Origin of the sequence: Sphingomonas sp. Xoc002 (assembly GCF_050408055.1) — a bacterium.
In the GTDB taxonomy this organism is placed as follows: Bacteria; Pseudomonadota; Alphaproteobacteria; order Sphingomonadales; family Sphingomonadaceae; genus Sphingomonas; species Sphingomonas yabuuchiae.
The window spans coordinates 124960-145000 of record NZ_CP191175.1 but is presented as its reverse complement, the minus strand read 5'-3'; the positions used below and the strand labels follow the sequence as shown (position 1 = coordinate 145000).

The window sequence follows — 20041 nt, the reverse complement described above, 5'->3', positions numbered from 1 at the left end:
CGATGTCCGAGCCGAAGTGGTGCGCGGGCTCTTATACGCGCCCGAAGCGATGGCGGGAGAAGGGTTGACCTGGATCGCCGCGCATCTCGACGATGTGCGTCGGACGGGTGGTGAACCCGTACCCGGGCTTTGGCGAGCCGTGGCGCGATTGGCGCGTCACCATCAGCGGCTGGGCGCGATCCGGCTCGCCGGGCTGCTGACCCGGCATCGGATCCGGCGATGAGCGGATCTTCGGTTCGCGGCGCGGCGCTCTGGTCGATCGGCGCGCAATATATCGCCTTTGCGATTCAGTTCGTCGTCAGCGTGGTCATATCGCGCTTCTTCCTCAGCCCGTCCGAGATGGGGCTTTATTCGATCGCGCTGTCCGCCGCGATGCTGGTGTCCGCGTTGCAGGATTTCGGCATCCGCCGGTTCGTGGCGGGTGAGCGCGACCTGACCGAGGAGCAGCTGCGCACCTGTTTTTCGGTGTCGCTGATCTTTGCGCTGGGTATCGGCCTGATCATCTTTGCGCTCGCCTGGCCGGTGGCGCGATTCTACGACAATGTCCGGCTGACCCCGCTGCTCGTCATCATCGCCGGGTCCTATCTGATCGTGCCCTTCGGCATCGTGCCGGGCGCGATGCTCCAGCGGCGGATGGACTATTATTCCATCTTCCTGACCAGCGTCGGGGCGGCGGTGGTCAATGCGGTGTTTTCGCTGGCGCTGGCCTGGGCGGGCTATTCCGCCTTTGCGCTGGCCTGGGCCTCGGTCGCGCAACAGGCGGCACGCGCGATCATCGGCCAGTGGCGATCCGGCATCCGTCCGCCCTTCCCGCCCAGCCTGAAGGGGATCGGTCCGATCCTGCGCTTCGGGTCGAACAGCTCGCTTCTCTATATCAGCGACGCGATCAGTTCGCGCAGCCCGGAGCTGGTCATCGGCCGTATCCTGACCCTGACCGCAGTCGGCCTGTACAGCCGCGCCTCCAGCCTGGGCGCGCAGTTGCAGATGCTGGTCAGCGGTGCGGTCGACGGCGTCTTCTATCCGGCCTTTGCCCGCCTGCGCGATGCGGGGGCCGATCTGGCCGCGCCCTATCAGCGGGTGGTCGCGGCCTATAGCGGCGTGACCTGGCCCGCCATGACCTTCCTCGCCACCGCCGCGACGCCGATCGTGCTGATGCTCTATGGCCCGCGCTGGGCAGGCGTGGCGCCGCTGCTGAGCTGGATCGCGCTGGGGCAGTTATTCTTCGCCGCCGTGCCGCTGCATTTCGAGCTGCCCATCCTGCTGGGGCATATCCGGCGGCTGATCGTCGCCAATGCGCTGGATACGATCGCGTCGATCGGACTGCTGATCCTGGGGGCGACGGTCAGCCTGGAATGGGCGGCGATCTCGCGCATCGGCTATGGGATCGTGTGGTTCGTGCTCTACGCCACGCTGATGAAGCCGCTGACCGGCTTTGCCTGGCGGGGGATGGTCAAAGTCTATGCGCAGAGCCTGATCGCCACGCTGGCGACGGTCGCGCCGCTGCTGGCCGTCTATCGCTGGGTCGCATCGCCGCAGGCGGTTGGCTTCACGCTGTTGAGCGTGAGCGCGGCGGCGGGCGTGCTGGCCTGGCTGGCGGTCGTCTATGCGGTGCGCCACCCGGTCCGGCGCGAGATCGATGCGATCGCCGGGGGCATCTGGGCCAAGCTGCCGGTCGGGCGGTTGCGCCGGGCGGGGTAAGGCCTGCCCGGCTTGTCGAGCGGCCCCCCGTTGCCCATAGTCGGCCCATGTCCCCGCCCCCACCCGGACTCGACGATCCCGAACAGGCGGCCTTCGCCTGGGCGCGGTTCCGCATGTTGATGGCGTGGATGACGGTCGCTGCCGCCGTCGCGGTGGCCTTCGCGATGATCGCGCTGGCCCAGGTCTATGGCCCGCTCAACGGGGTGACGATGCTGGGGGTGATCGGCGGGATCGGCGGCATGGTGATGCTGACCGGGGCGCTGATGGGACTGGTCTTCCTCAGCTCGGGCACCGGGCATGACGAGGATGTCGACCGGCGGCCATAAAAAACCGGCCCCCGCGAGCATCGCGAAGGCCGGTCCTTTATCCATCGAAAGCGTGGGGGGCGATCAGCCCGCCGCCGCCTCCGGCTCCACCGGTGCCGCTGCGCGGACGCGACGACGGCGGGGCTTTTCCTCGGGAGCCGCTTCCGCCTCGGGCGCGGTGCTCAGGGCCGGGGGCAGGCGATCGGCGTCGAAACCGGTCTGCTCGCCCGTGTCCTGCACCTCGGCGGGACGCTCGCGACGCGGACGACCGCGACGACGGGGGGCTTCCTCCTCGGCCTGCGGGACCGAAGCGACCTCGGGAGTGATGACGGGCGCGGTCACGACCGGCTGCGCGTCCTCGGCCATGGCGGGCTGTTCGGCGCGCATCGGGCGGCGATCCTCGCGCGGCTCACGGCGCGGGCGATCGTCGCGGTCGCGCCGGGGACGCTCTTCGCGCTGCTGACTGTCGCGAGCATAGGTTTCGCGCGGCTGATTCTCGCGCGGCTGGTTCTCTCTGGGCTGACGCTCACGACGCGGCTGTTCGACCTCGCCCTGCTGCTCGCCGGGACGAATGGGATCGCCCTCGTCGCCATAATCCTCGGCGTCGTTGTCGAAGCCGTCGTCATACTGGTCGTCGCGCGATTCCTCGCGCTGGCGGCGCTGATTCTGCTCCTCGAAGCGCGAGCGGGTTTCGCTCAGCACCCGGAAATAGTGATCGGCGAACTGCCAGTAATATTCGGTGTTGACCCGGTCGCCCTGACGCTGCGCCTCGGTCGCCAGATTCTTGTACTTCTCGTACAGCTGGCTGGCGTTGCCGCGCGCGCGGTTGTCGATGCGATTGCCATTGTCGGAACGGCCGGGATTGCCGCCCGGACGCTGCCCACCATTGTTGTTGCCGCCACGACCGCGACGGCGGCCGGCCTGCCGATTATTGATCAAGCTGTTCGTCCTTAGTCGTCAAACCAACAAGGTCCACTTTTTCCGACCCACTCTTCCCGACATCGCGCGCGGTTCGCACGATGCGAAGCTGTCGCACCCGATTTCGGGCGCTGCCACGGCCGCCGGACAGCAGCGACTACATGACGAAGGGTATGGGCATCGGCCCGACATCCTGCGACCCCGAAAAACCGGTGAGAGTGCCAGATGTTCGCGTGCCCCTGTTCCCGCTCTAGCGGGTCGGACCTAGGTCCTTCAAGTGAAATATAGGGCATCACGCGCGATTGTTCAATGCGCCAGCAAGGCACGCGGTCGCCCGCCCAGATCGCGGTGCAGCGTTACCGCAAAGCCTTGATCCGCCAGCAAAGCCGTCACCGGCCCGGCCTGTTCGTGCCCGATCTCGACCACCGCCGCCCCGCCGGGGGCGAGCAGGCGGCGCAGTTCGGGGGCGAGCAGCCGGTAATCGTCCAGCCCGTCCGGCCCGGCGAACAGCGCGGTGCCGGGCTCGTAATCCCGCACCTCGGGCGAGAGCGGCTCGGCCGTTCCGATATAGGGCGGGTTGGTGACGATGCAGTCGAACGGCCCCGCCAGCCCGGTCGCCCAGTCGCCGCACACGAACCGCGCCCGGTCGGCCAGGCCACAGGCCGCGGCGTTGGCGACGGCGTATCGCAACGCTTGCGGGGAACGGTCGACGCCCAGCCCCTTCGTCTCGCGCCACTCGTCGAGAAGGGCGAGCAGCAGCGTGCCCGGCCCGGTGCCCAGGTCGAGCAGGGTGGCGGGGGCACGTCCCCTGAAGTGCCGGAGTGCGGCGTCGACCAGTGTCTCGCTATCGACGCGGGGGACCAGCGCGCCGGGGCCGACCATCAGGTCCAGCGTCCAGAAACCCCGCGTGCCGGTGATATAGGCGACCGGCTCCTGGCGCGCGCGGCGCTCGACCAGCGGCCAGAAGCTGTCGGGGACCGGGCGGGTCAGGTCGAGCAGCAGGGCATTACGATCGATCCCCAGGGCGTGGGCGAGCAGCAGTTCCGCGTCGAGCCGCGCCGTGGGGGAGAAGGTGAAACGCTCGGCAGCTTCCGCGAGCGCGGTACGGGCGTCGGTCACGCCGCCGTCTCACCCCGGCGCATGCCGGAAATCAGAGAAAATTGGTTCGCGCGGAGGCGCGGAGGCGCGGAGATGTCCGGCTTGGGGCAGCGCTTGGGTGCCATCGACCGGCGAAGATGGAGAGCCTGCGGCGCAGCGGATTGTACCGCTCCGCGTCTCCGCGTCTCCGCGCGAATATCAGCCATCCAGCGCGGCGAGCCGTTCGGCTTCATCCTCCGCCAGCAGCGCGCCGATCAGTTCGTCCAGTTCGCCCTCCAGGATTTCGGGCAGGCGGTGCAGCGTCAGGTTGATGCGGTGATCGGTCACGCGGCCCTGCGGAAAATTGTACGTCCGAATCCGCTCCGACCGGTCGCCCGAGCCGACCATCGACCGCCGAGTGCCCGCGCGTTCCGCCGCCAGCCGCTCGCGCTCCGCTTCGTAGAGACGCGTCCGCAGCACCTTCATCGCCTTGGCGCGGTTCTTGTGCTGCGAGCGTTCGTCCTGCTGGATCACGACCAGCCCGGTCGGGATATGGGTGATGCGGATCGCCGAGTCGGTGGTGTTGACGTGCTGCCCGCCCGCGCCCGACGAGCGATAGATGTCGATGCGCAGATCCTTGTCGTCGATCTGGAGATCGACCTCCTCCGCTTCGGGGAGCACCGCAACGGTCGCCGCCGAGGTGTGAATGCGCCCGCCCGATTCGGTGACGGGCACGCGCTGGACGCGGTGGACGCCGGATTCGAACTTCAGCTTGGCGAACACGCCCGCCCCCGCGACCGAGGCGACGACTTCCTTGTAACCGCCGGTATCGGGCACCGAGGCGGAGATGACCTCGACCCGCCAGCCCTGCCGCTCGGCATAACGCTGGTACATGCGGAACAGGTCGCCCGCGAACAGCGCCGCCTCGTCGCCACCGGTCCCGGCACGGATTTCGAGCATCGCGGCGCGTTCGTCGGCGGCGTCGCGCGGCAGCAGCGCCAGCGCCAAATGGCGATCCGCCGCCGCCAGCGCGTTGCGGTTGGCGTGAAGTTCCTCCGCCGCCAGCTCGCGCAGTTCGTCGTCGCCGTCCTGCGTCATGAACGCCAGGCTGTCGGCCTCCTGCCGCAACCGACGCACCTCGGCGGCGGCGTTGGCGACCGGCTCCAGCTCGGCATATTCCTTCGACACCGCGACGAAGCGGTCCGAGGGCAGATCGCCGGTGGCCATCATCGCCTGAAGTTCGTCGCGTCGCGCCTCGATCTGCGCGATACGCTCCGCCGAGATGGTCTTCATGCCGTGGTCAAACGCTGCGCCAAGGGAGGAAGCTGTTCGCCATGATCCTCGGCGATCTCGTCCTCGAACAACAGGTCGAAGATGCCTTGCGGCACCCAGCTGAGCGGCATGGCGGCCTGATCGCCGGTCTTCAACGCTTTCACCTGCACCTTGTCATTAGCAAGTTCGTCGTCGCCCAGGATCAGCGCATAGCGCGCGCCCTGGTCGTTCGCCTTGGCCATGCGGCGCTTCATATTGCCGCGAAACGCCATGTCGGTGGCGACACCTGCGCGGCGCAGTTCGGCGACCAGGCCGGTCGCACGCAACTCCGCCGCCGCGCCCATCGGCACGACGACCGCGTCGATCCCCGGCTTTGCGGGCTCGTCGAGCAGCATCGCCAGCCGCTCGACTCCCGCCGCCCAGCCCACGCCCGCCGTGGGCGCTCCGCCCAACGACTCGATCAGTCCGTCATAGCGCCCCCCCGCCAGCACGGTGCCCTGCGAGCCCAGCCGGTCGGTGACAAACTCGAACGCGGTGTGGCGGTAATAATCGAGCCCGCGCACCAGCCGCGCATTGCGCGTCCAGGCGACGCCCGCCGCGTCCAACCCCGCCGTCACCGCCTCGAAAAAGGCGCGCGCTTCCGGGGTCAGATAGGCGTCGATATCCGGCGCGGCATCGGCGATCGGCCGGTCGCGCGGGTCCTTGGAATCGAGGATGCGCAGCGGATTTTTCTCCAGCCGCACCAGGCTGTCTTCGGAAAGCTGGTCCCGATGCGCCTCGAAATGCGCGACCAGCGCGTCGCGCCAGGCGTCACGCGTTTCCGCATCGCCCAACGTGTTGAGCTGCAGCGTCACGCCCTCGGATATGCCCAGTTCGCGCAGCAGCTGGTCGGCCATCACCAGCAACTCGACATCCGCCGCCGGTTCGGGCGCGCCCAAAATCTCGGCGTCGATCTGGTGGAACTGACGATAGCGGCCCTTTTGCGGGCGCTCATAGCGGAACACCGCGCCCGACGTGACGAGCTTGAGCGGCGCATATTGCTGCCACCCCTCGGTCAGGTACGCGCGCGCGATCCCGGCGGTGAATTCGGGCCGCAGCGTCAGCAGGTCGCCGCCGCGATCGGGGAAGGTGTACATTTCCTTCGACACGACATCGGTCGTCTCGCCGATCGAGCGGGCAAAGACCTGCGTATCCTCGAACACCGGCAGGTCGAGCCGCTGGAAGGCGTAGAGGCCATGGACATGCTCGAAGGTGCTGAGCACCTGCGCAAAGCGGCGCTGTTCGTCGCCGAAGATGTCCTGCGTGCCGCGCACGCGCTTGGGGGTTTCGATCCGTGCCATAGAGGTGGCGCTATCTAAGGTAGCGAGCGCCGCTGCGCTAGAGTGCGATCACCCGTCCCGGGACAACCAATCCGCCAGTGCCAGTTCGGTCGTGAGACGCGTCTCCGCGCACATGCTGTGCCGCATGATCTCCAGCGCCCAGCGGCGATGAGCGTCGCTCTCGCTGGCCACCGTGTCGCTCGGCACCCACAGGTCGTACTCGCGCATATGCGCATCGGCGGCGGTGAACAGCACGCAGATATCCGCCGCCACCCCGGTCAGGATCACGCGGCTGACGCCCAGTTGCGGCAGCAGCACCGGCAGGTTGGTGGCGTAGAAGCCTGAAAATTGCGGCTTCACGATGAAATAGTCGCTGTCGCGCGGCCGCAGCGCGGCGATCAACGCGCGGCCGGGGCTGTCCTCGCGGTTGCAATGCGCGACGATCGAGGATCGTTCGGAATGCCAATGGCCGAAATTGTCGTTGACGTAGATGACCGGCACGCCCGCTTCGTCCGCCGCCGCCCGCAACGCCACGATCCGCCGCGCCGCCGCCTCGGCCGGTGCACGCAGATCCTCCCCGCCCTCGAAGTCCAGGTCGTTGATCATGTCGATGATAATCAGGGCGGCGGCGTGGGGGGCTTGGTTCATGGTCGAACACTGCCACATCCTGTCCCCCAAGGCTCTGACATATCATAATATTACCAAGCGCCCTACCCCCGCTTCCTTTGCGCATGAGAGCGCGTAGGATACTTGGAGGAGATGTGTGAGGGACAAGGCGATGAAGGCGATGCTGACGGCAATATTGGCCCTTCTGCTGACCGTGCCTGCCCTGGCCCGGTCGCCGTCCTGTCGCGACGATCCCACACTGTCGCATTGCGCGACGGAAGCGCAGCGGGCGCTTTATGACGCCCCGCCAGCGGAGGATTATGCTCGGCAGAAGGCGCAGATGGCGCGAGCCTTTTTCGTCGACGGCTATGGCCTTGACGTCGGCCTCGTCACGTTGTGGTACGCGCCCGCCGCAGAGCCCCGTGTCGCTTGGCGCATGCCCAGCCCACGCAAGGGTGAAGACGCCTTGCCACCGATCGATGCGACGCTGGCGCTGTCCGCTTGGCGCGAGGTAACGGGCGCCGGCACCTATTTCGACCGGCCCCTGGTCCAGACACCGCAGGCGGGAGGCTCGATCTGCCTGCACGGGTGGACGGTCCGCGTCGAGATGGTAGAGGCGGACGGCAAGGTTCGCCGGGCGATCCAGTCGGGATGCGGCGACGATGCGCTGGTCTGGCCTTTTGCTCGGCGGATGACCGCCGCCGCCATCGCGGCAATGCCCGCCTGCGCATCGCTCGATGCCGAGAAGACGCGCAACGACATCACCCGACTGAACAAATGCAACCGTCTGGGGGGCGACCGGGCCGCAGCGGCCGAGGCCACCAATGTCTACGACTCCCCGTGGTTCGCGAACCCGCGCGGCGAAGACTTCACCCGCGCGCTGACCTATCTCTTTGCCGAGCAGCTCGACTTTGCATGGCCCGGCGAACCGGTCGCCACGGATGGCGAGGCGGCCGCGCGAATCTGGAGCGGCCATGTAGGGGATACACCGTTTTCCCCCCGCCGCACCTTCGGCGAAACCGCCGACAGGGTGCGGATGGAGGGCATGCTATGGCCGCGGGGCGCCACGGCCGATACTACGCGCAAGCCGCTGCCCGCCACGCTCGTCTGGGAACGCTGCAACGGCTTTGGTTTCCGGGTCACGCGCTTCTGGACGGGAACGACGCCCCCGCGCCCCGGAGCCGAGACTTCCTGTAGCCGCCGACCTTGAAACCGGCGGCTCGGACCGTCGGCGGTGCAGCCCCCTATAGCCAATCGTGCGCCTCGCGCGTTACGTCGTCGCATGACCACCCCCCGCTGGCAGCGTCTGCAAATTCGTATCGGCGACCGGATCGCGCCGCCGCGCTTCCTGTTGTTCGCGCTGATCCTGATCGGAGCCACGCTGGCGCTGGTCATAGCGCTGGGGACGACACGCGGCATCCTGGCCGGGTTCGATGCCGCCGCGCTGCTGTTCATCGGGTCGCTCGTGCCGCTGCTACGGCAGGGTCAGGCCGCGAAGATGCGCGCCCGTGCCGCGCGCAACGACGCCAATCGTGCGGTGCTGCTCGTCTTTTGCGGCATCGTGCTGTTCGTCGTGCTGGTCGCGGTCGGCGGCGAGTTGCGTGGGCGGAGCAGCACCGTCACCGTCGCGCTGGTCGTCGGCACGCTGATCCTCGCCTGGCTGTTCTCCAACATCGTCTATGCGCTGCATTATGCGCACCTCTATTACAGCGCGGATGGCGACGGCGATGCGGGCGGTCTGCAATTCCCCGACACGGCCGAGCCCGATTATTGGGATTTCCTGTATTTCTCGGTGACGCTGGGCATGACCTTCCAGACCAGCGATGTGTCGATCGCCTCGCGCCGGATGCGACGGGTGGTGACGGGCCAGTGCCTGGCGGCCTTCATCTTCAACCTCGGCGTCATCGCCTTTACCGTCAACGTGTTGGGCGGCGGCGGCGGATAGGGGACCGCCAAAAGGGTCTGGACGACTGGCCTATCGGGTGCCTAACCTGCCGCCATCTCCCCGTCGCCGCAAAAGGCCTTTCATGATCCGCCACCCGCTTCGTTCCGTGTTCGTCGCCTCGCTGCTCGTCTCCTCCGCCACCGCCCCGCTCTTCGTGGCGAACGCCCAAGTCCCGCCGGGCAACTCCGCGCCCGCCGCCGCGGCTCCCTTCGTCAACACCATCCCCGATGCGGTCGACACGCCCTATCCGGGCACGATCAAGCTGGTCGTCGATGCCACGGATACCCAGCGCGGCATCTTCCGCGTGAAGGAAACCATCCCCGTCGCCAAGGCGGGTCCGATGGCGCTGCTGTTCCCCAAATGGCTGCCAGGCGCGCACAATCCGCGCGGCGAGATCGAGAAGCTGGCGGGCCTGGTCATCAAGGCGAATGGCCGCGTCCTGCCCTGGACGCGCGATACGGTCGATGTCTTCGCCTTCCATGTCGACGTGCCGTCGGGCACGAAGGCGCTGGATGTCGAGTTCCAGTTCCTGTCGGCGACCAAGCCGGACCAGGGCCGCATCGCCGTCACCCCGACGATGATCTCGCTCCAGCCCAATTCGGTCAGCCTGTATCCGGCCGGTTACTATACCCGCCAGATTCCGATCCAGATGACCGCGATCTTCCCCACGGGCTGGACGGCGGCGGGTGCGGTCCCGGCCAAGGCGTCGGGTTCGACCTACACCTATGACACGACCAATTACGAGATCCTGGTCGATTCACCGGTGCTGGCAGGCAAGTACGGCAAGGTCTTCCCGCTCAGCCCGCAGGTGAACCTCAACGTCTTTGCCGACAACGCCGCCGAACTGAACGCCAAGCCCGAACAGATCGCCGCGCACCAGCGGCTGGTCGATCAGGCGGTGAAGACCTTCGGCGCGCAGCATTACGACAAATACGAGTTCCTGCTGTCGATCAGCGACCAGCTGGGCGGGATCGGTCTGGAGCATCACCGCTCGTCCGAAAACGGCGTGACGCCGGGCTATTTCACCGAATGGGATGCCGGGCCGGGCCGTCGCAACCTGTTGCCGCACGAGTTCACGCACAGCTGGGACGGCAAGTTCCGGCGCGGCGCGGACCTGTGGACTCCCGATTTCCGCACGCCGATGCGCAACTCCCTGCTCTGGGTCTATGAGGGGCAGACGCAGTTCTGGGGTTATGTGCTCCAGGCGCGGTCGGGCATGGTGTCGAAGCAGGATACGCTGGACCAGTACGCCTCGATCCTCGCCATCTACGACACCGCGCCCGCGCGGCAGTGGCGCGATCTGCTCGACACCACCAACGACCCCATCATCTCGTCGCGCAAGCCCAAGGGCTGGACCAGCTGGCAGCGGTCGGAGGATTATTACAACGAAGGCCTGATGGTCTGGATGGAGGTCGATGCGATGCTCCGCCAGAAGTCGAACGGCACCAAGTCGATCGACGATTTCGCCAAGGCGTTCTTCGGCATCCGCAACGGCGACTGGGGCGAAGTGACCTATACCTTCGAGGATGTCGCCAGCACGCTGAACGGCATCGTGCCCTATGACTGGGCCGGTTTCCTGCACCAGCGCATCACCGAGACGGGCAAGCCCGCGCCGATCAACGGCTTTGCCATGAACGGCTACAAGCTGGTCTACACCCCCGAGCCGACCCCGACCTTCAAGCAGGGCGAGAAGGGCAGCACCAACGTCACCTATTCGATCGGCCTGACGGTGGCGAACAGCGGCGAGGTGAGCAGTTCAATTTGGGACAGTCCGGCGTTCAAGGCGGGCATCGATGTCGGCACGCAAATCCAGGCGGTGAACGGCGAAAGCTATACCGGCGATCGGCTGAAGGCCGCGATCCTGGCCGCCAAGGACCCGAAAAAGCCGGTCAAGTTGGTGATAAAGAACCAGGATGTCTTCCGCGAGGTGACGATCGATTATACCGGCGGCCCGCGCTATCCGCGTCTGCAAAAGGTCGGCACCGGCGAGACCGGGCTGGATCGCTTGCTGACCGCACGCTGACGCCCGTCTGACGAAGGCTTCATCCTCGTCTATCGACACGACATGGCGGGTTGCGCTATCGCGCCCGCCATTGTTTTTCCACCGGAACTCTTCCGGTATTGGCAAGAAAGACCGATTCGATGCGCATCGACCTCATTCCCGTCGGCAAGAGCCCGCCCGATGACCTCAATGTCGTGATCGAGGTGCCGACCGGCGGCGAGCCCGTGAAGTACGAGTTCGACAAGGCGTCCGGCGCGCTGTTCGTCGACCGCATCCTGCACACGCCGATGCGCTATCCGGCGAATTACGGCTTCGTGCCGCACACCCTGTCGCCCGATGGCGACCCGCTTGACGCGCTGGTCGTGTCGCGCTCGCCCTTCATCCCGGGCTGCGTCGTGCGTGCCCGCCCGATCGCCGTGTTGAACCTGGAAGACGAAGCCGGCGGCGACGAGAAGCTGGTCTGCGTGCCGGTCGACTCGACCTTCCCCTATTATTCGAACGTCGGCGGCCGCGACGACCTTCCCGAGATCGTGTTCCAGCAGATCGAGCACTTCTTCACCCACTATAAGGACCTGGAGAAGAAGAAGTGGGTGCGTATCGGCACCTGGGGCGACCGCGACGAGGCTCGCCGCATCGTCACCGAGGCGATCGAACGCTATGAGGACGCCAAGGCCAAGGGCGAAGAGCCCCACGACCACGACGTCCCCGGCCGCGCCTGATCTTTCCGGTTCCGGTTTGACGAAGACGCCTCGGTGCCCAGCGCACCGGGGCGTTTTTGTTTCTACCTTTCTTCTACTCCCCTCCCGCAGGCGGGAGGAGTTGGGGGAGGGCCATCCCGGAGCCTGAGAAAGGGTCCATCCCGTGGTCTTCGACTGCGCCCAGGCTGAACGGAGCGGGGGATGTGCGGCGGTTAAGAAGATTGGTTCGCGCGGAGGCGCGGAGAACGCGGAGGTGACTCGCCTGCCGCTGACAGCATCCCTCCATTATCAGCCAAAGATAAGGATGTGAGGCACGCCTCAGGCCTCAACACCTCTGCGCCCTCCGCGCCTCTGCACGAACCCTATTTCAGCCTACCGCCCCGCGAGCGTCTCCAGCGCCTCGCCCGACACCCGCTGCACCGTCCACTCGTCCATGGCCTGCGCCCCCATCGCGCGATAGAATTCGACCGCGGGCGTGTTCCAGTCGAGCACCGACCATTCGAACCGCGCCCAGCCGCGATCCCGGGCGATCCCTGCCAGATGGATCAGCAACGCCTTGCCGACCCCGGCCCCACGTGCGGAGGGCGTGACGTACAGGTCTTCGAGATACAGCCCCCGCCGTCCGGTCCAGGTCGAGAAATTCGCGAAGAACAATGCAAAGCCGACCGCCTGCCCGTCTCGCTCGGCGATGACCGCCTCCGCCGCCGGACGATCGCCGAACAGCGCCTCGGCCAGCATCGGCTCGGTGGCGACGACCGCGTCGGGCTCGCGCTCGAACGCCGCCAGTTCGCGGACGAAGCCCAATATCGTGGCGGTATCGGCCGGTTCGGCCGGGCGAAGGGTGATGCTCATAATCCGGCCTCGCTCTGTGGTCCGGGCGCGACCGGTCGCCGCACAGCCACCACGCACCCCGCAATGATCAGCACCGCCCCCGCCAGCGTGAACAGCGAGACATGCTCGCCGAACACCGCATAGCCCAGCCCGGCCGCCCAGACGAAGGCGGTATATTCGACCGGCGCCAGCACCTGCGCCTCGGCGCGCGCATAGGCCCAGGCGAGCAGCAGCGCCGACAGGCTGCCCAGCAGCGCGGCGATCACGATGCTGGGCCATTGCTGCGCGGCGGGCCAGCCCGAGACGAAGGGCGCGGCCGGCGTCATCAGCACCGCGATGACCAGCATGGTGAACAGCGCGACCTCGGCCGGGCCCGCGACCTGCGCCTGCCGCCGCAACAGCACCAGACTGACCGCGTAGAGGATCGAGGCGACCAGAATGGCGAGCGAGCCCAGCACCACTTGCGTGGAGGCCTGCGCCTGCACTTCGCCGCCCGCGATCACCAGCACGCCCGCGCCCGCGATCAGCGACCCCAGGATCGCGGCGCGCCGGACCGTCTCGCCCAGCATGAAGGCGGCGAGGAACAGCGCGATCAGGGGCGAGAGAAAGGTCAGCGCGATGCTCTGCGCCATCGGCACCCGCGCCAGCCCCCAGAAGAACAGCAGGACCGAGGCGCCGCCCGTCGCCCCGCGCGCGAGATGAAGGGCCAGCACCTCGCGCGCGGGCCAGCGTCCCCGCTTGGCCAGGAACAAGGCGCCGGTGATCGCCACCCCGACCCAGGACCGCCACAGCACCGCGCTATAGGCCCCGCTGTCGATCGACAGCCGCTTCATCAGCGTGTCCATCACCGAATAGATCGCGATACCCAGCGCGGCGGCGCCAAAGGCGATGACGGGAGAGGTGCGCGCGCTCATGCCGTGGCGATACCGGGGCGGCGGGGGAAAGGCGAGCACTCCGTCGCCTCTCATAACCACCCTCACCCTTCCCACCCGCTTTCGCGGGCGGGCCCCTTCCCTCTCCCCATGGGAGAGGGAGGGAGGCGCGAAGCGCCGGAAGGGTGAGGGTGTGCACTGGCCGATTGACCGATACCGGGATTAAACCCGCCCCCGCATCCGTTGCCCCTTCGAACCGAACATCAAGGGACAAAGGGAATGAAGACGCTGATCGCCGCAACGGGTCTGACGATGCTGCTGGCCGCCCCTGCGGGCGCGCAGGTCACCGCCTCGGTCGGCGCGGACTATGCGTCGGGCAAATACGGCACCAGCCAAGAGGTGCGCAGCGCCAGTTCCACCGCCACGCTGCGCGCCAAGCGCAAGCGGGTGACGGTGTTCGCCGCACTGCCCTATGTGCAGGTCGATGCGCCGGGCAATGTCGTCGCGCCCGGCGGGCCGCTGGGCCTGCCGATCCTGGTCGATCCCACCAAGCCCGCCACCCGCGTGAAGCGCAGCGGGCTGGGCGATGCGGTGGTCGGCGCCTCGGTCCAACTGGTGCCGCCGCGTCGCCATCACCTGGCGCTGGCCCTGACCGGCAGCGCCAAGCTGCCCACCGCCTCGGCCTCGCGCGGGCTGGGCACGGGCAAGGCGGATTACTCGGTGGTGGCGGAGGCGGCGGTGCCGGGCAAGGTCACGCCCTTCGCGGCGGTCGGCCACACCTTCGTCGGCCAGCCCGATGGCTATAGCTTGCGCGACGTGACCAGCGCGCGGGGCGGCGTGGCGGTCGGGATCGGCAAGGCGAGCGAGGTCAGCGTCTCGTACAATTACGCCTCGCGGGTCAGCGATCAGGTCGCCGACCGGCAGGAGATCGGCGCGGGGCTCGACACCGCATTGTCGCAGCGCCTGTCGCTGGGCGTGCAGGGCAGCGCCGGGGTCAGCAAGGGCGCGCCCGATGTGGGTGCAGGCGTGCGGCTGGGGTTGCGGCTGTAACGCTCCTCCCCGGTACGGGGAGGGGGACCGCCGCGAAGCGGTGGTGGAGGGGGAGTGCCGCTAGGCGAGTCCTTTGTGGAAGTCCCCCTCCGTCAGGGCTGCGCCCTGCCACCTCCCCGTGCCGGGGAGGATTAGGGATACACCAGCATCCGGCGATACCAAGGCAGGATATGCTCGCGGAGGAGCGGCGCCAGCGTCATCATGTCCACCGTGGCGCTATCGACCCAGATCGCTTCTTCGATCTCCGCCGCCGGAACCGGTTCATGCGTGCTGCGCAGGTGGAAGACCGTCGCGTCGATCTGGTGCCCCGGCTCATTCGCCGCCGCCGCCGCGAACCGGCCGACCGGCCGCAGCGCGTCCAAACCCACGCGCAGCCCGATTTCCTCGTCCAGTTCGCGGATCAGCGCGGCGGCGGGGTCCTCGCCCGGTTCGATCTTGCCGCCCGCCTGCATGAAGCAGGACGTGCCCGCCTTGCGCACCAGCAGCAATCGCCCTGCCCCGTCGTCGATCAGGGCGGCGGCGATACGGATGACGGCGGGCATTACTCCGCCGCGATCGCCGCCTTGGCGACGTCGGCCGCTTCCAGTTCGGCGGCCTTGGCCTCGACCAGCTTGACGATATGCTCGACCATGTCGGCGTCCTCGACCGTGTGGTCGGTCAGGCCCGACAGATAGACCATGTGCTTGCCGTTGCCACCGCCGGTCACGCCGATATCGGTCTCGCGCGCCTCGCCCGGACCGTTGACGACGCAGCCCAGCACCGACAGCGACATGGGCGTGCGGATATGCTGGAGCCGTTCCTCCAGCACCTGCACGGTGCGGATCACGTCGAAGCCCTGCCGCGCGCAGGACGGGCAGGATACCACGCGCACGCCGCGATTGCGGATGCCCAGCGCCTTCAGTATCTCGAAGCCGACGCGCACCTCTTCCTCGGGCTCGGCCGAGAGCGAGACGCGGATCGTGTCGCCGATGCCGAACCACAGGAGCGAGCCGATGCCGATCGAGGACTTGACCGTCCCGCCGATCAGCCCGCCCGCCTCGGTAATGCCCAGATGCAGCGGGCAGTCGGTCGCCTCGGCCAGCCCCTGATAGGCCGCGACCGCCAGGAAGACGTCGGACGCCTTCACTGCGACCTTATATTCGTGGAAGTCATGGTCCTGGAGCAGCTTGATATGATCGAGCGCCGATTCGACCAGTGCCTCGGGGCACGGCTCGCCGTACTTTTCCAGCAGGTCCTTCTCCAGCGATCCGGCGTTCACGCCGATGCGGATGGCGCAGCCATTGGCCTTGGCGGCGCGGACGACTTCGGCGACGCGCTCGGACGAGCCGATATTGCCCGGATTGATGCGCAGGCACGCGGCCCCCGCATCGGCGGCTTCCAGCGCGCGCTTATAATGGAAATGGATGTCCGCGACGATGGGAACGCGCGCCGCCTTGGTGATCTTGGCAAGCGCGGCGGTCGAATCGGTGTCGGGGCAGGAGACGCGGATGATGTCCGCCCCCGCCTCTTCGCAGCGCCGGATCTGGTTGATCGTGGCGACCGGATCGCTGGTCGGCGTGTTGGTCATGGTCTGCACGGTGACGGGGGCGTCGCCGCCCACGGGCACGTTGCCCACCATGATCTGACGGCTTTGGCGGCGGGCGATATCACGCCAGGGACGAATGGACATGGACCCCTATATACGCGCAGCGAGTTGCGGTTCAAAGTCAGTGCTGTACCAGACCCCCTAAATGACCGCCGCCGCCCCCATCCCCCGCCATTACGGCCTAGACTGGTTGCGGATCGGCGCCTTCGCCATTCTGATCCTCTATCATATCGGCATGGTCTTCGTGCCCTGGGGCTTCCACGTTCAGCTGGCGCGGCTGCCCTGGGTGGCGATCCCGATGCTGGCGAGCAATCCGTGGCGGCTGATGCTGCTGTTCGTCGTGTCCGGCTATGCCACGCGCGCGCTGGCGGTGCGGCATCCCAGCGTTTTCAGCTTCGCGCGGGGGCGCAGCATCCGGCTGCTGGTGCCGCTGCTCTTCGGCGTCTGCGTGCTGGTGCCGCCGCAGATCTGGGCCGAGCTGGCGAGCAAATATGGCTATGCCGGATCCTACTGGACCTTCTGGATGCGGGACTGGCTGGGCTTTCGGGCGATCGGGGGCGTGGTGCCGACGCCCGCCTGGAATCACCTTTGGTTCGTCGGCTATCTCTGGGCCTATACCATGGCGATCGCGGTCATGCTGGCGGTCGGCCATGGCCTAGCTGGGGCAGCGCAGCGGCTGTTCGACCGGGTGTTCGGCGGCTGGGGCGGCGCGGTGCTGCCGGTGGTCTGGCTGTTGCTGGTCGATATCCGGCTGTTCCCCGGCCAGTCGGAGACCCATGGTCTGTTCGACGACTGGCTGGCGCATGCCATCTATCTCCCCGCCCTGCTCTTCGGCTTCGGCATGGCAGGGTCGGAGCGGGTGCTGGACAGCTTCCGCCGGGGCTGGATCGTCGCCGCGCTGATCGCGCTGGCCAGCTATGCGGTCGCCGCCGGACTGGAGTGGCGCTGGCCGGGCATGGCGGGCGCGCCGCCGGGGCTGGGCATCGTCTTTGCGGGTGCGCGCGCGGTACAGGGCTGGATGGCGGTCGTCGCGCTGATCGGGGTGGCCGAACGATTCTGGAACCGCGACCATCCCTGGCGGCGGACGCTGACCGAAGCGGTCTTCCCCTTCTATCTGATCCACCAGACGATCATCATCCTGGTCGCCTTTGCCTTGCGCGGGCTGGGGTGGCCGCTCTGGCTCGATACCGTGATCCTGATCGCGGCGACGGTGGCGGGATGCTGGGCCTTTTATCTGATCGGACGCAATGTCAGATGGCTACGGCCCCTCATAGGCTTGAGGCCGGGGGATGGCAGCAAGCCTGCGATCTGATAGGGGCGCGGGCGATTGCCCTGACGGTTTCGGAGTTTCGCCCATGTCCCCATCCTGGTCGCTGGTCATCCATGGCGGCGCGGGCCGGATCACCCGTGATGTCCTGACGCCCGAACAGGATGCAGGTGCCCGCGCCGGGCTGGACGCCGCGCTCAAGGCCGGGTCGGCGGTGCTGGCCGACGGCGGCGGCGCGCTGGATGCGGTCGAGGCGGCGGTGCGCGTGCTGGAGGACGATCCGCATTTCAACGCCGGACGCGGCGCCTGCTTCACGCGCGAGGGGACCAACGAACTCGACGCCGCGATCATGGACGGACGCGACCGGCGTGCCGGATCGGTGGCGGGCGTCACGCGCACCCGCAACCCGGTGTCGCTTGCCCGCCAGGTGATGGAGGCGAGCCCGCATGTCCTTCTCGCCGGATCGGGCGCGGATCGCTTCTCGGCGGAACAGGGACTCGAGCAGGTCGACCCCAGCTGGTTCCACACCGACGAGCGCCGCCGCCAGCTCGACGAGCTCCTCTCCCGCAATTCCGACGCGTTCGACAGCGACATGAAATACGGCACGGTCGGCGCGGTCGCCTGCGACACCCACGGTCATGTCGCCGCCGCCACCTCGACCGGGGGCGTGACCGGCAAGCGCTGGGGGCGGATCGGCGACTCGCCCTTGGTCGGTGCGGGCACCTATGCCGACGACCGGGCCTGCGCGGTGTCGTGCACCGGATCGGGCGAGGTCTTCATCCGGGTCGGCGTCGGGCATGAGATCGCCGCGCGCCGCCGCTTCACCGGCGAGGATATTCAGGCCGCCGCCGACACCGTGCTGGCCGAGGTCAAGGCATTGGGCGGCACTGGCGGCACGATCGTCGCGGCACCCGACGGCGCCATCGCGTGGAGCCTGACGACGGCGGGCATGTATCGCGGCCGCGCGACTTCGGCGGGCGAACATCGGGTGGCGATCTACGCCGACGAGGGATAAAAGACGCGCTATGAAGCACTTGCGTATCCTCCTAGGGATGCTGGCGGGCCTGTTCGCCAGCCTGTCCCTCGCCTCCCCCGCCGCCGCCTATTGGGAATATGGCCACGAGACCGTCGCGGCCATCGCCTGGGCCAATATCACCCCGCATGCCCGCGCCGAGATCCGCCAGATCCTGCGCGCCCAAGCCCAGCTCGACACGCCGACCTGTCCGGTCCGGACGATCGAGGAGGCCAGCGTCTGGCCCGATTGCGTCAAGCCGCTGAAGGACGAAAACGGCAAGTCGCGCTTCGGCTATGCCTATGTCTGGCATTATCAGAATATCGACATCTGCCAGCCCTTCCGCCTGCCCCCGGCCTGCGACACGGGCGACTGCGTGTCGGCCCAGATTCCGCGCCAGCTCGCCATCCTGAAGAACAGGCATGCGGGCGCGAAGGAGCGGGTGATGGCGCTGGCCTTCCTGGTCCATTTCGTCGGCGACCTGCACCAGCCGCTGCATACAGGCGACAAGAGCGACAAGGGCGGCAACGACACCCGTGTCGACTATGGCACCTATGCGACGCCCCGCCTGAACCTGCATTCGATCTGGGACGGTCTGCTCGCCGAGCGGGCGATCTCGACCCCGCCCAAGCTGGTCCGCGCCTATCCGGCGGCCGAGCGGCGGCGCGAGTCGGCGGGCGACGTGACGGCGTGGAGCCGCGAGAACTGGGCCATCGCCAAGCGCGCCTATGCCGCCGCGATGGGGGGCGATCCGTGCCGGCCGACACCGGCGCATATGACGATGGATGAAGCCGCGATCCGCGAAATGGCGCCGGTCGAGCGCGAGCAGGTGAAGCGTGGCGGGCTGCGGCTGGCCAGGCTGCTGAACAGCGCGTTCAAGTCCTGATCCAATCCTCCCCAAGCTCTGCTTGGGGAGGGGGACCACCGCGAAGCGGTGGTGGAGGGGCAGGGACGGACCGGCCTGCCCTCTCTCATCGCCCTGACGGGCGACGCCCCTCCACCATGTCCTTCGGACATAGTCCCCCTCTCCATCAAAGATGGGGAGGAGTATTCAGCTCAGCACCACCGTCACGGCGCGACGATTCTCGGCATAGCTGGCTTCGTCCGAACCCAGCGCAACCGGGCGTTCCTTGCCATAGCTGATGACGTTCATCCGCTCCGGCGAAACACCGCGCGCCGCCAGATAGTTCTTCGCGGCGTTGGCGCGACGATCACCCAGGGCGAGATTATATTCGCGGGTGCCGCGCTCGTCGCAATGCCCCTCGATGGTGATGCGGACATTGGGATAGCGCGCCAGCCACTGCGCCTGGCTGTCCAGGATGGCGCGCGACTGGGGATCGATGTCATATTGGTCGAGCCCGAAATGGATCGTGTTCGACGTCACCGAGCGCTTGAAGTCGGCGTCCGAGCCGGGAACGATCGCGCCGTCCGGGTTGGTGTTCGCACCCGCATTGGGATCGACGCCATTGCCCTGGCTGACCGGCGCGGGCGGCAGCACTTCGGGGCGCTTCTTGGCGCAGCCCGCCATGGCGATCGCCATGGTGGCGACGACGAGCGTGGTCTTGATCTTGGTCATCGGACTCT

Annotated in this window: 21 protein-coding genes (1 of these 21 cut by a window edge); 11 read left to right on the top strand and 10 right to left on the bottom strand. The window is 67.7% G+C overall.

Annotation, left to right across the window (positions count from 1 at the left end):
• The 3 genes in view from ACQR50_RS00730 to ACQR50_RS00720 are tightly spaced (at most 47 nt apart) and all read left to right on the top strand, a layout consistent with a single transcriptional unit that may run on beyond the window.
• Window positions 1-223, top strand: the end of a protein-coding gene (locus ACQR50_RS00730; RefSeq protein ID WP_428969429.1) for a glycosyltransferase family 2 protein. 794 nt of this gene lie to the left of the window's left edge; only the last 223 of its 1017 coding nucleotides appear in the window; its start codon lies off the left edge, out of view; its stop codon occupies window positions 221-223.
• Window positions 220-1698, top strand: coding sequence for an oligosaccharide flippase family protein (locus ACQR50_RS00725; protein WP_428969428.1), 1479 nt, complete (start codon window positions 220-222; stop codon window positions 1696-1698). Before ACQR50_RS00730 ends, ACQR50_RS00725 begins: the two co-directional genes overlap by 4 nt.
• A 47-nt stretch (window positions 1699-1745) precedes the next feature.
• Window positions 1746-2024, top strand: a complete 279-nt coding sequence (locus ACQR50_RS00720; RefSeq protein WP_428969427.1) for a hypothetical protein — start codon at window positions 1746-1748, stop codon at window positions 2022-2024.
• A 63-nt stretch (window positions 2025-2087) separates the two neighbouring features.
• On the opposite strand, the gene ACQR50_RS00715 is transcribed toward ACQR50_RS00720, so the two are convergent.
• The 5 genes from ACQR50_RS00715 to ACQR50_RS00695 all read right to left on the bottom strand — a co-directional run bounded on the left by ACQR50_RS00715 (window position 2088) and on the right by ACQR50_RS00695 (window position 7237).
• Window positions 2088-2942, bottom strand: coding sequence for a DUF4167 domain-containing protein (locus ACQR50_RS00715; protein WP_428969426.1), 855 nt, complete (start codon window positions 2940-2942; stop codon window positions 2088-2090).
• 285 nt (window positions 2943-3227) lie between these two features.
• A complete protein-coding gene (gene prmC, locus ACQR50_RS00710) occupies window positions 3228-4040 on the bottom strand; it encodes a peptide chain release factor N(5)-glutamine methyltransferase (protein WP_428969425.1) in 813 nt (270 codons plus the stop codon).
• A 177-nt stretch (window positions 4041-4217) separates the two neighbouring features.
• Complete coding sequence (gene prfA, locus ACQR50_RS00705) at window positions 4218-5291, bottom strand: peptide chain release factor 1 (protein WP_294306341.1); 1074 nt, start codon at window positions 5289-5291, stop codon at window positions 4218-4220.
• Window positions 5288-6610, bottom strand: coding sequence for a histidine--tRNA ligase (hisS, locus tag ACQR50_RS00700; protein WP_428969424.1), 1323 nt, complete (start codon window positions 6608-6610; stop codon window positions 5288-5290). Before hisS ends, prfA begins: the two co-directional genes overlap by 4 nt.
• 48 nt (window positions 6611-6658) lie before the next feature.
• Window positions 6659-7237: a cysteine hydrolase family protein gene (locus tag ACQR50_RS00695; RefSeq protein WP_428969423.1), complete on the bottom strand. Its 579-nt coding sequence runs from the start codon at window positions 7235-7237 to the stop codon at window positions 6659-6661.
• Window positions 7238-7352: 115 nt separating this feature from the next.
• On the opposite strand from ACQR50_RS00695, the gene ACQR50_RS00690 reads away from it, so the two are divergent.
• The 4 genes from ACQR50_RS00690 to ppa all read left to right on the top strand — a co-directional run bounded on the left by ACQR50_RS00690 (window position 7353) and on the right by ppa (window position 11861).
• Window positions 7353-8405, top strand: a complete 1053-nt coding sequence (locus ACQR50_RS00690) for a hypothetical protein (RefSeq protein WP_428969422.1) — start codon at window positions 7353-7355, stop codon at window positions 8403-8405.
• Window positions 8406-8477: 72 nt separating this feature from the next.
• A complete protein-coding gene (locus tag ACQR50_RS00685) occupies window positions 8478-9140 on the top strand; it encodes a DUF1345 domain-containing protein (RefSeq protein ID WP_428969421.1) in 663 nt (220 codons plus the stop codon).
• 82 nt (window positions 9141-9222) lie between these two features.
• Entirely contained in the window at window positions 9223-11163 is a 1941-nt protein-coding gene (locus ACQR50_RS00680; RefSeq protein ID WP_428969420.1) for a M61 family metallopeptidase, read from the top strand.
• Between the two features lie 119 nt (window positions 11164-11282).
• On the top strand, window positions 11283-11861 hold the full coding sequence (ppa, locus tag ACQR50_RS00675) for an inorganic diphosphatase (RefSeq protein ID WP_056438535.1): 579 nt from the start codon (window positions 11283-11285) through the stop codon (window positions 11859-11861).
• 351 nt (window positions 11862-12212) lie between these two features.
• Here ppa and ACQR50_RS00670 read toward each other — a convergent pair whose 3' ends face one another.
• Together ACQR50_RS00670 and ACQR50_RS00665 are read right to left on the bottom strand one after the other, a co-directional pair.
• The gene (locus ACQR50_RS00670) at window positions 12213-12692 is read right to left on the bottom strand and encodes an N-acetyltransferase family protein (RefSeq protein ID WP_428969419.1); all 480 of its coding nucleotides are present in this window, start codon (window positions 12690-12692) and stop codon (window positions 12213-12215) included.
• On the bottom strand, window positions 12689-13585 hold the full coding sequence (locus ACQR50_RS00665) for a DMT family transporter (protein ID WP_428969418.1): 897 nt from the start codon (window positions 13583-13585) through the stop codon (window positions 12689-12691). The genes ACQR50_RS00670 and ACQR50_RS00665 overlap by 4 nt, the downstream gene beginning before the upstream one ends.
• A 237-nt stretch (window positions 13586-13822) precedes the next feature.
• On the opposite strand from ACQR50_RS00665, the gene ACQR50_RS00660 reads away from it, so the two are divergent.
• Window positions 13823-14593, top strand: a complete 771-nt coding sequence (locus ACQR50_RS00660) for a transporter (protein WP_428969417.1) — start codon at window positions 13823-13825, stop codon at window positions 14591-14593.
• 131 nt (window positions 14594-14724) lie between these two features.
• On the opposite strand, the gene ACQR50_RS00655 is transcribed toward ACQR50_RS00660, so the two are convergent.
• Window positions 14725-15135, bottom strand: a complete 411-nt coding sequence (locus tag ACQR50_RS00655) for an NUDIX hydrolase (RefSeq protein WP_428969416.1) — start codon at window positions 15133-15135, stop codon at window positions 14725-14727.
• Window positions 15135-16262: a flavodoxin-dependent (E)-4-hydroxy-3-methylbut-2-enyl-diphosphate synthase gene (ispG, locus tag ACQR50_RS00650; protein WP_058732960.1), complete on the bottom strand. Its 1128-nt coding sequence runs from the start codon at window positions 16260-16262 to the stop codon at window positions 15135-15137. Before ispG ends, ACQR50_RS00655 begins: the two co-directional genes overlap by 1 nt.
• A gap of 61 nt (window positions 16263-16323) precedes the next feature.
• Here ispG and ACQR50_RS00645 point away from each other — a divergent pair, with 61 nt between their 5' ends.
• Genes ACQR50_RS00645 through ACQR50_RS00635 form a run of 3 tightly spaced genes read left to right on the top strand, consistent with a single transcriptional unit; the run spans window position 16324 to window position 19343 of the window.
• Window positions 16324-17490, top strand: a complete 1167-nt coding sequence (locus ACQR50_RS00645; protein ID WP_428969415.1) for an acyltransferase family protein — start codon at window positions 16324-16326, stop codon at window positions 17488-17490.
• A gap of 43 nt (window positions 17491-17533) precedes the next feature.
• A complete protein-coding gene (locus tag ACQR50_RS00640; RefSeq protein WP_428969414.1) occupies window positions 17534-18460 on the top strand; it encodes an isoaspartyl peptidase/L-asparaginase family protein in 927 nt (308 codons plus the stop codon).
• A 10-nt stretch (window positions 18461-18470) separates the two neighbouring features.
• Window positions 18471-19343 (top strand): S1/P1 nuclease, encoded by an 873-nt coding sequence (locus ACQR50_RS00635; RefSeq protein WP_428969413.1) that lies wholly within the window; start codon window positions 18471-18473, stop codon window positions 19341-19343.
• A 165-nt stretch (window positions 19344-19508) separates the two neighbouring features.
• On the opposite strand, the gene pal is transcribed toward ACQR50_RS00635, so the two are convergent.
• Window positions 19509-20033, bottom strand: coding sequence for a peptidoglycan-associated lipoprotein Pal (gene pal / locus ACQR50_RS00630; protein WP_184105696.1), 525 nt, complete (start codon window positions 20031-20033; stop codon window positions 19509-19511).
• Between the last annotated feature and the right edge of the window lie 8 nt (window positions 20034-20041).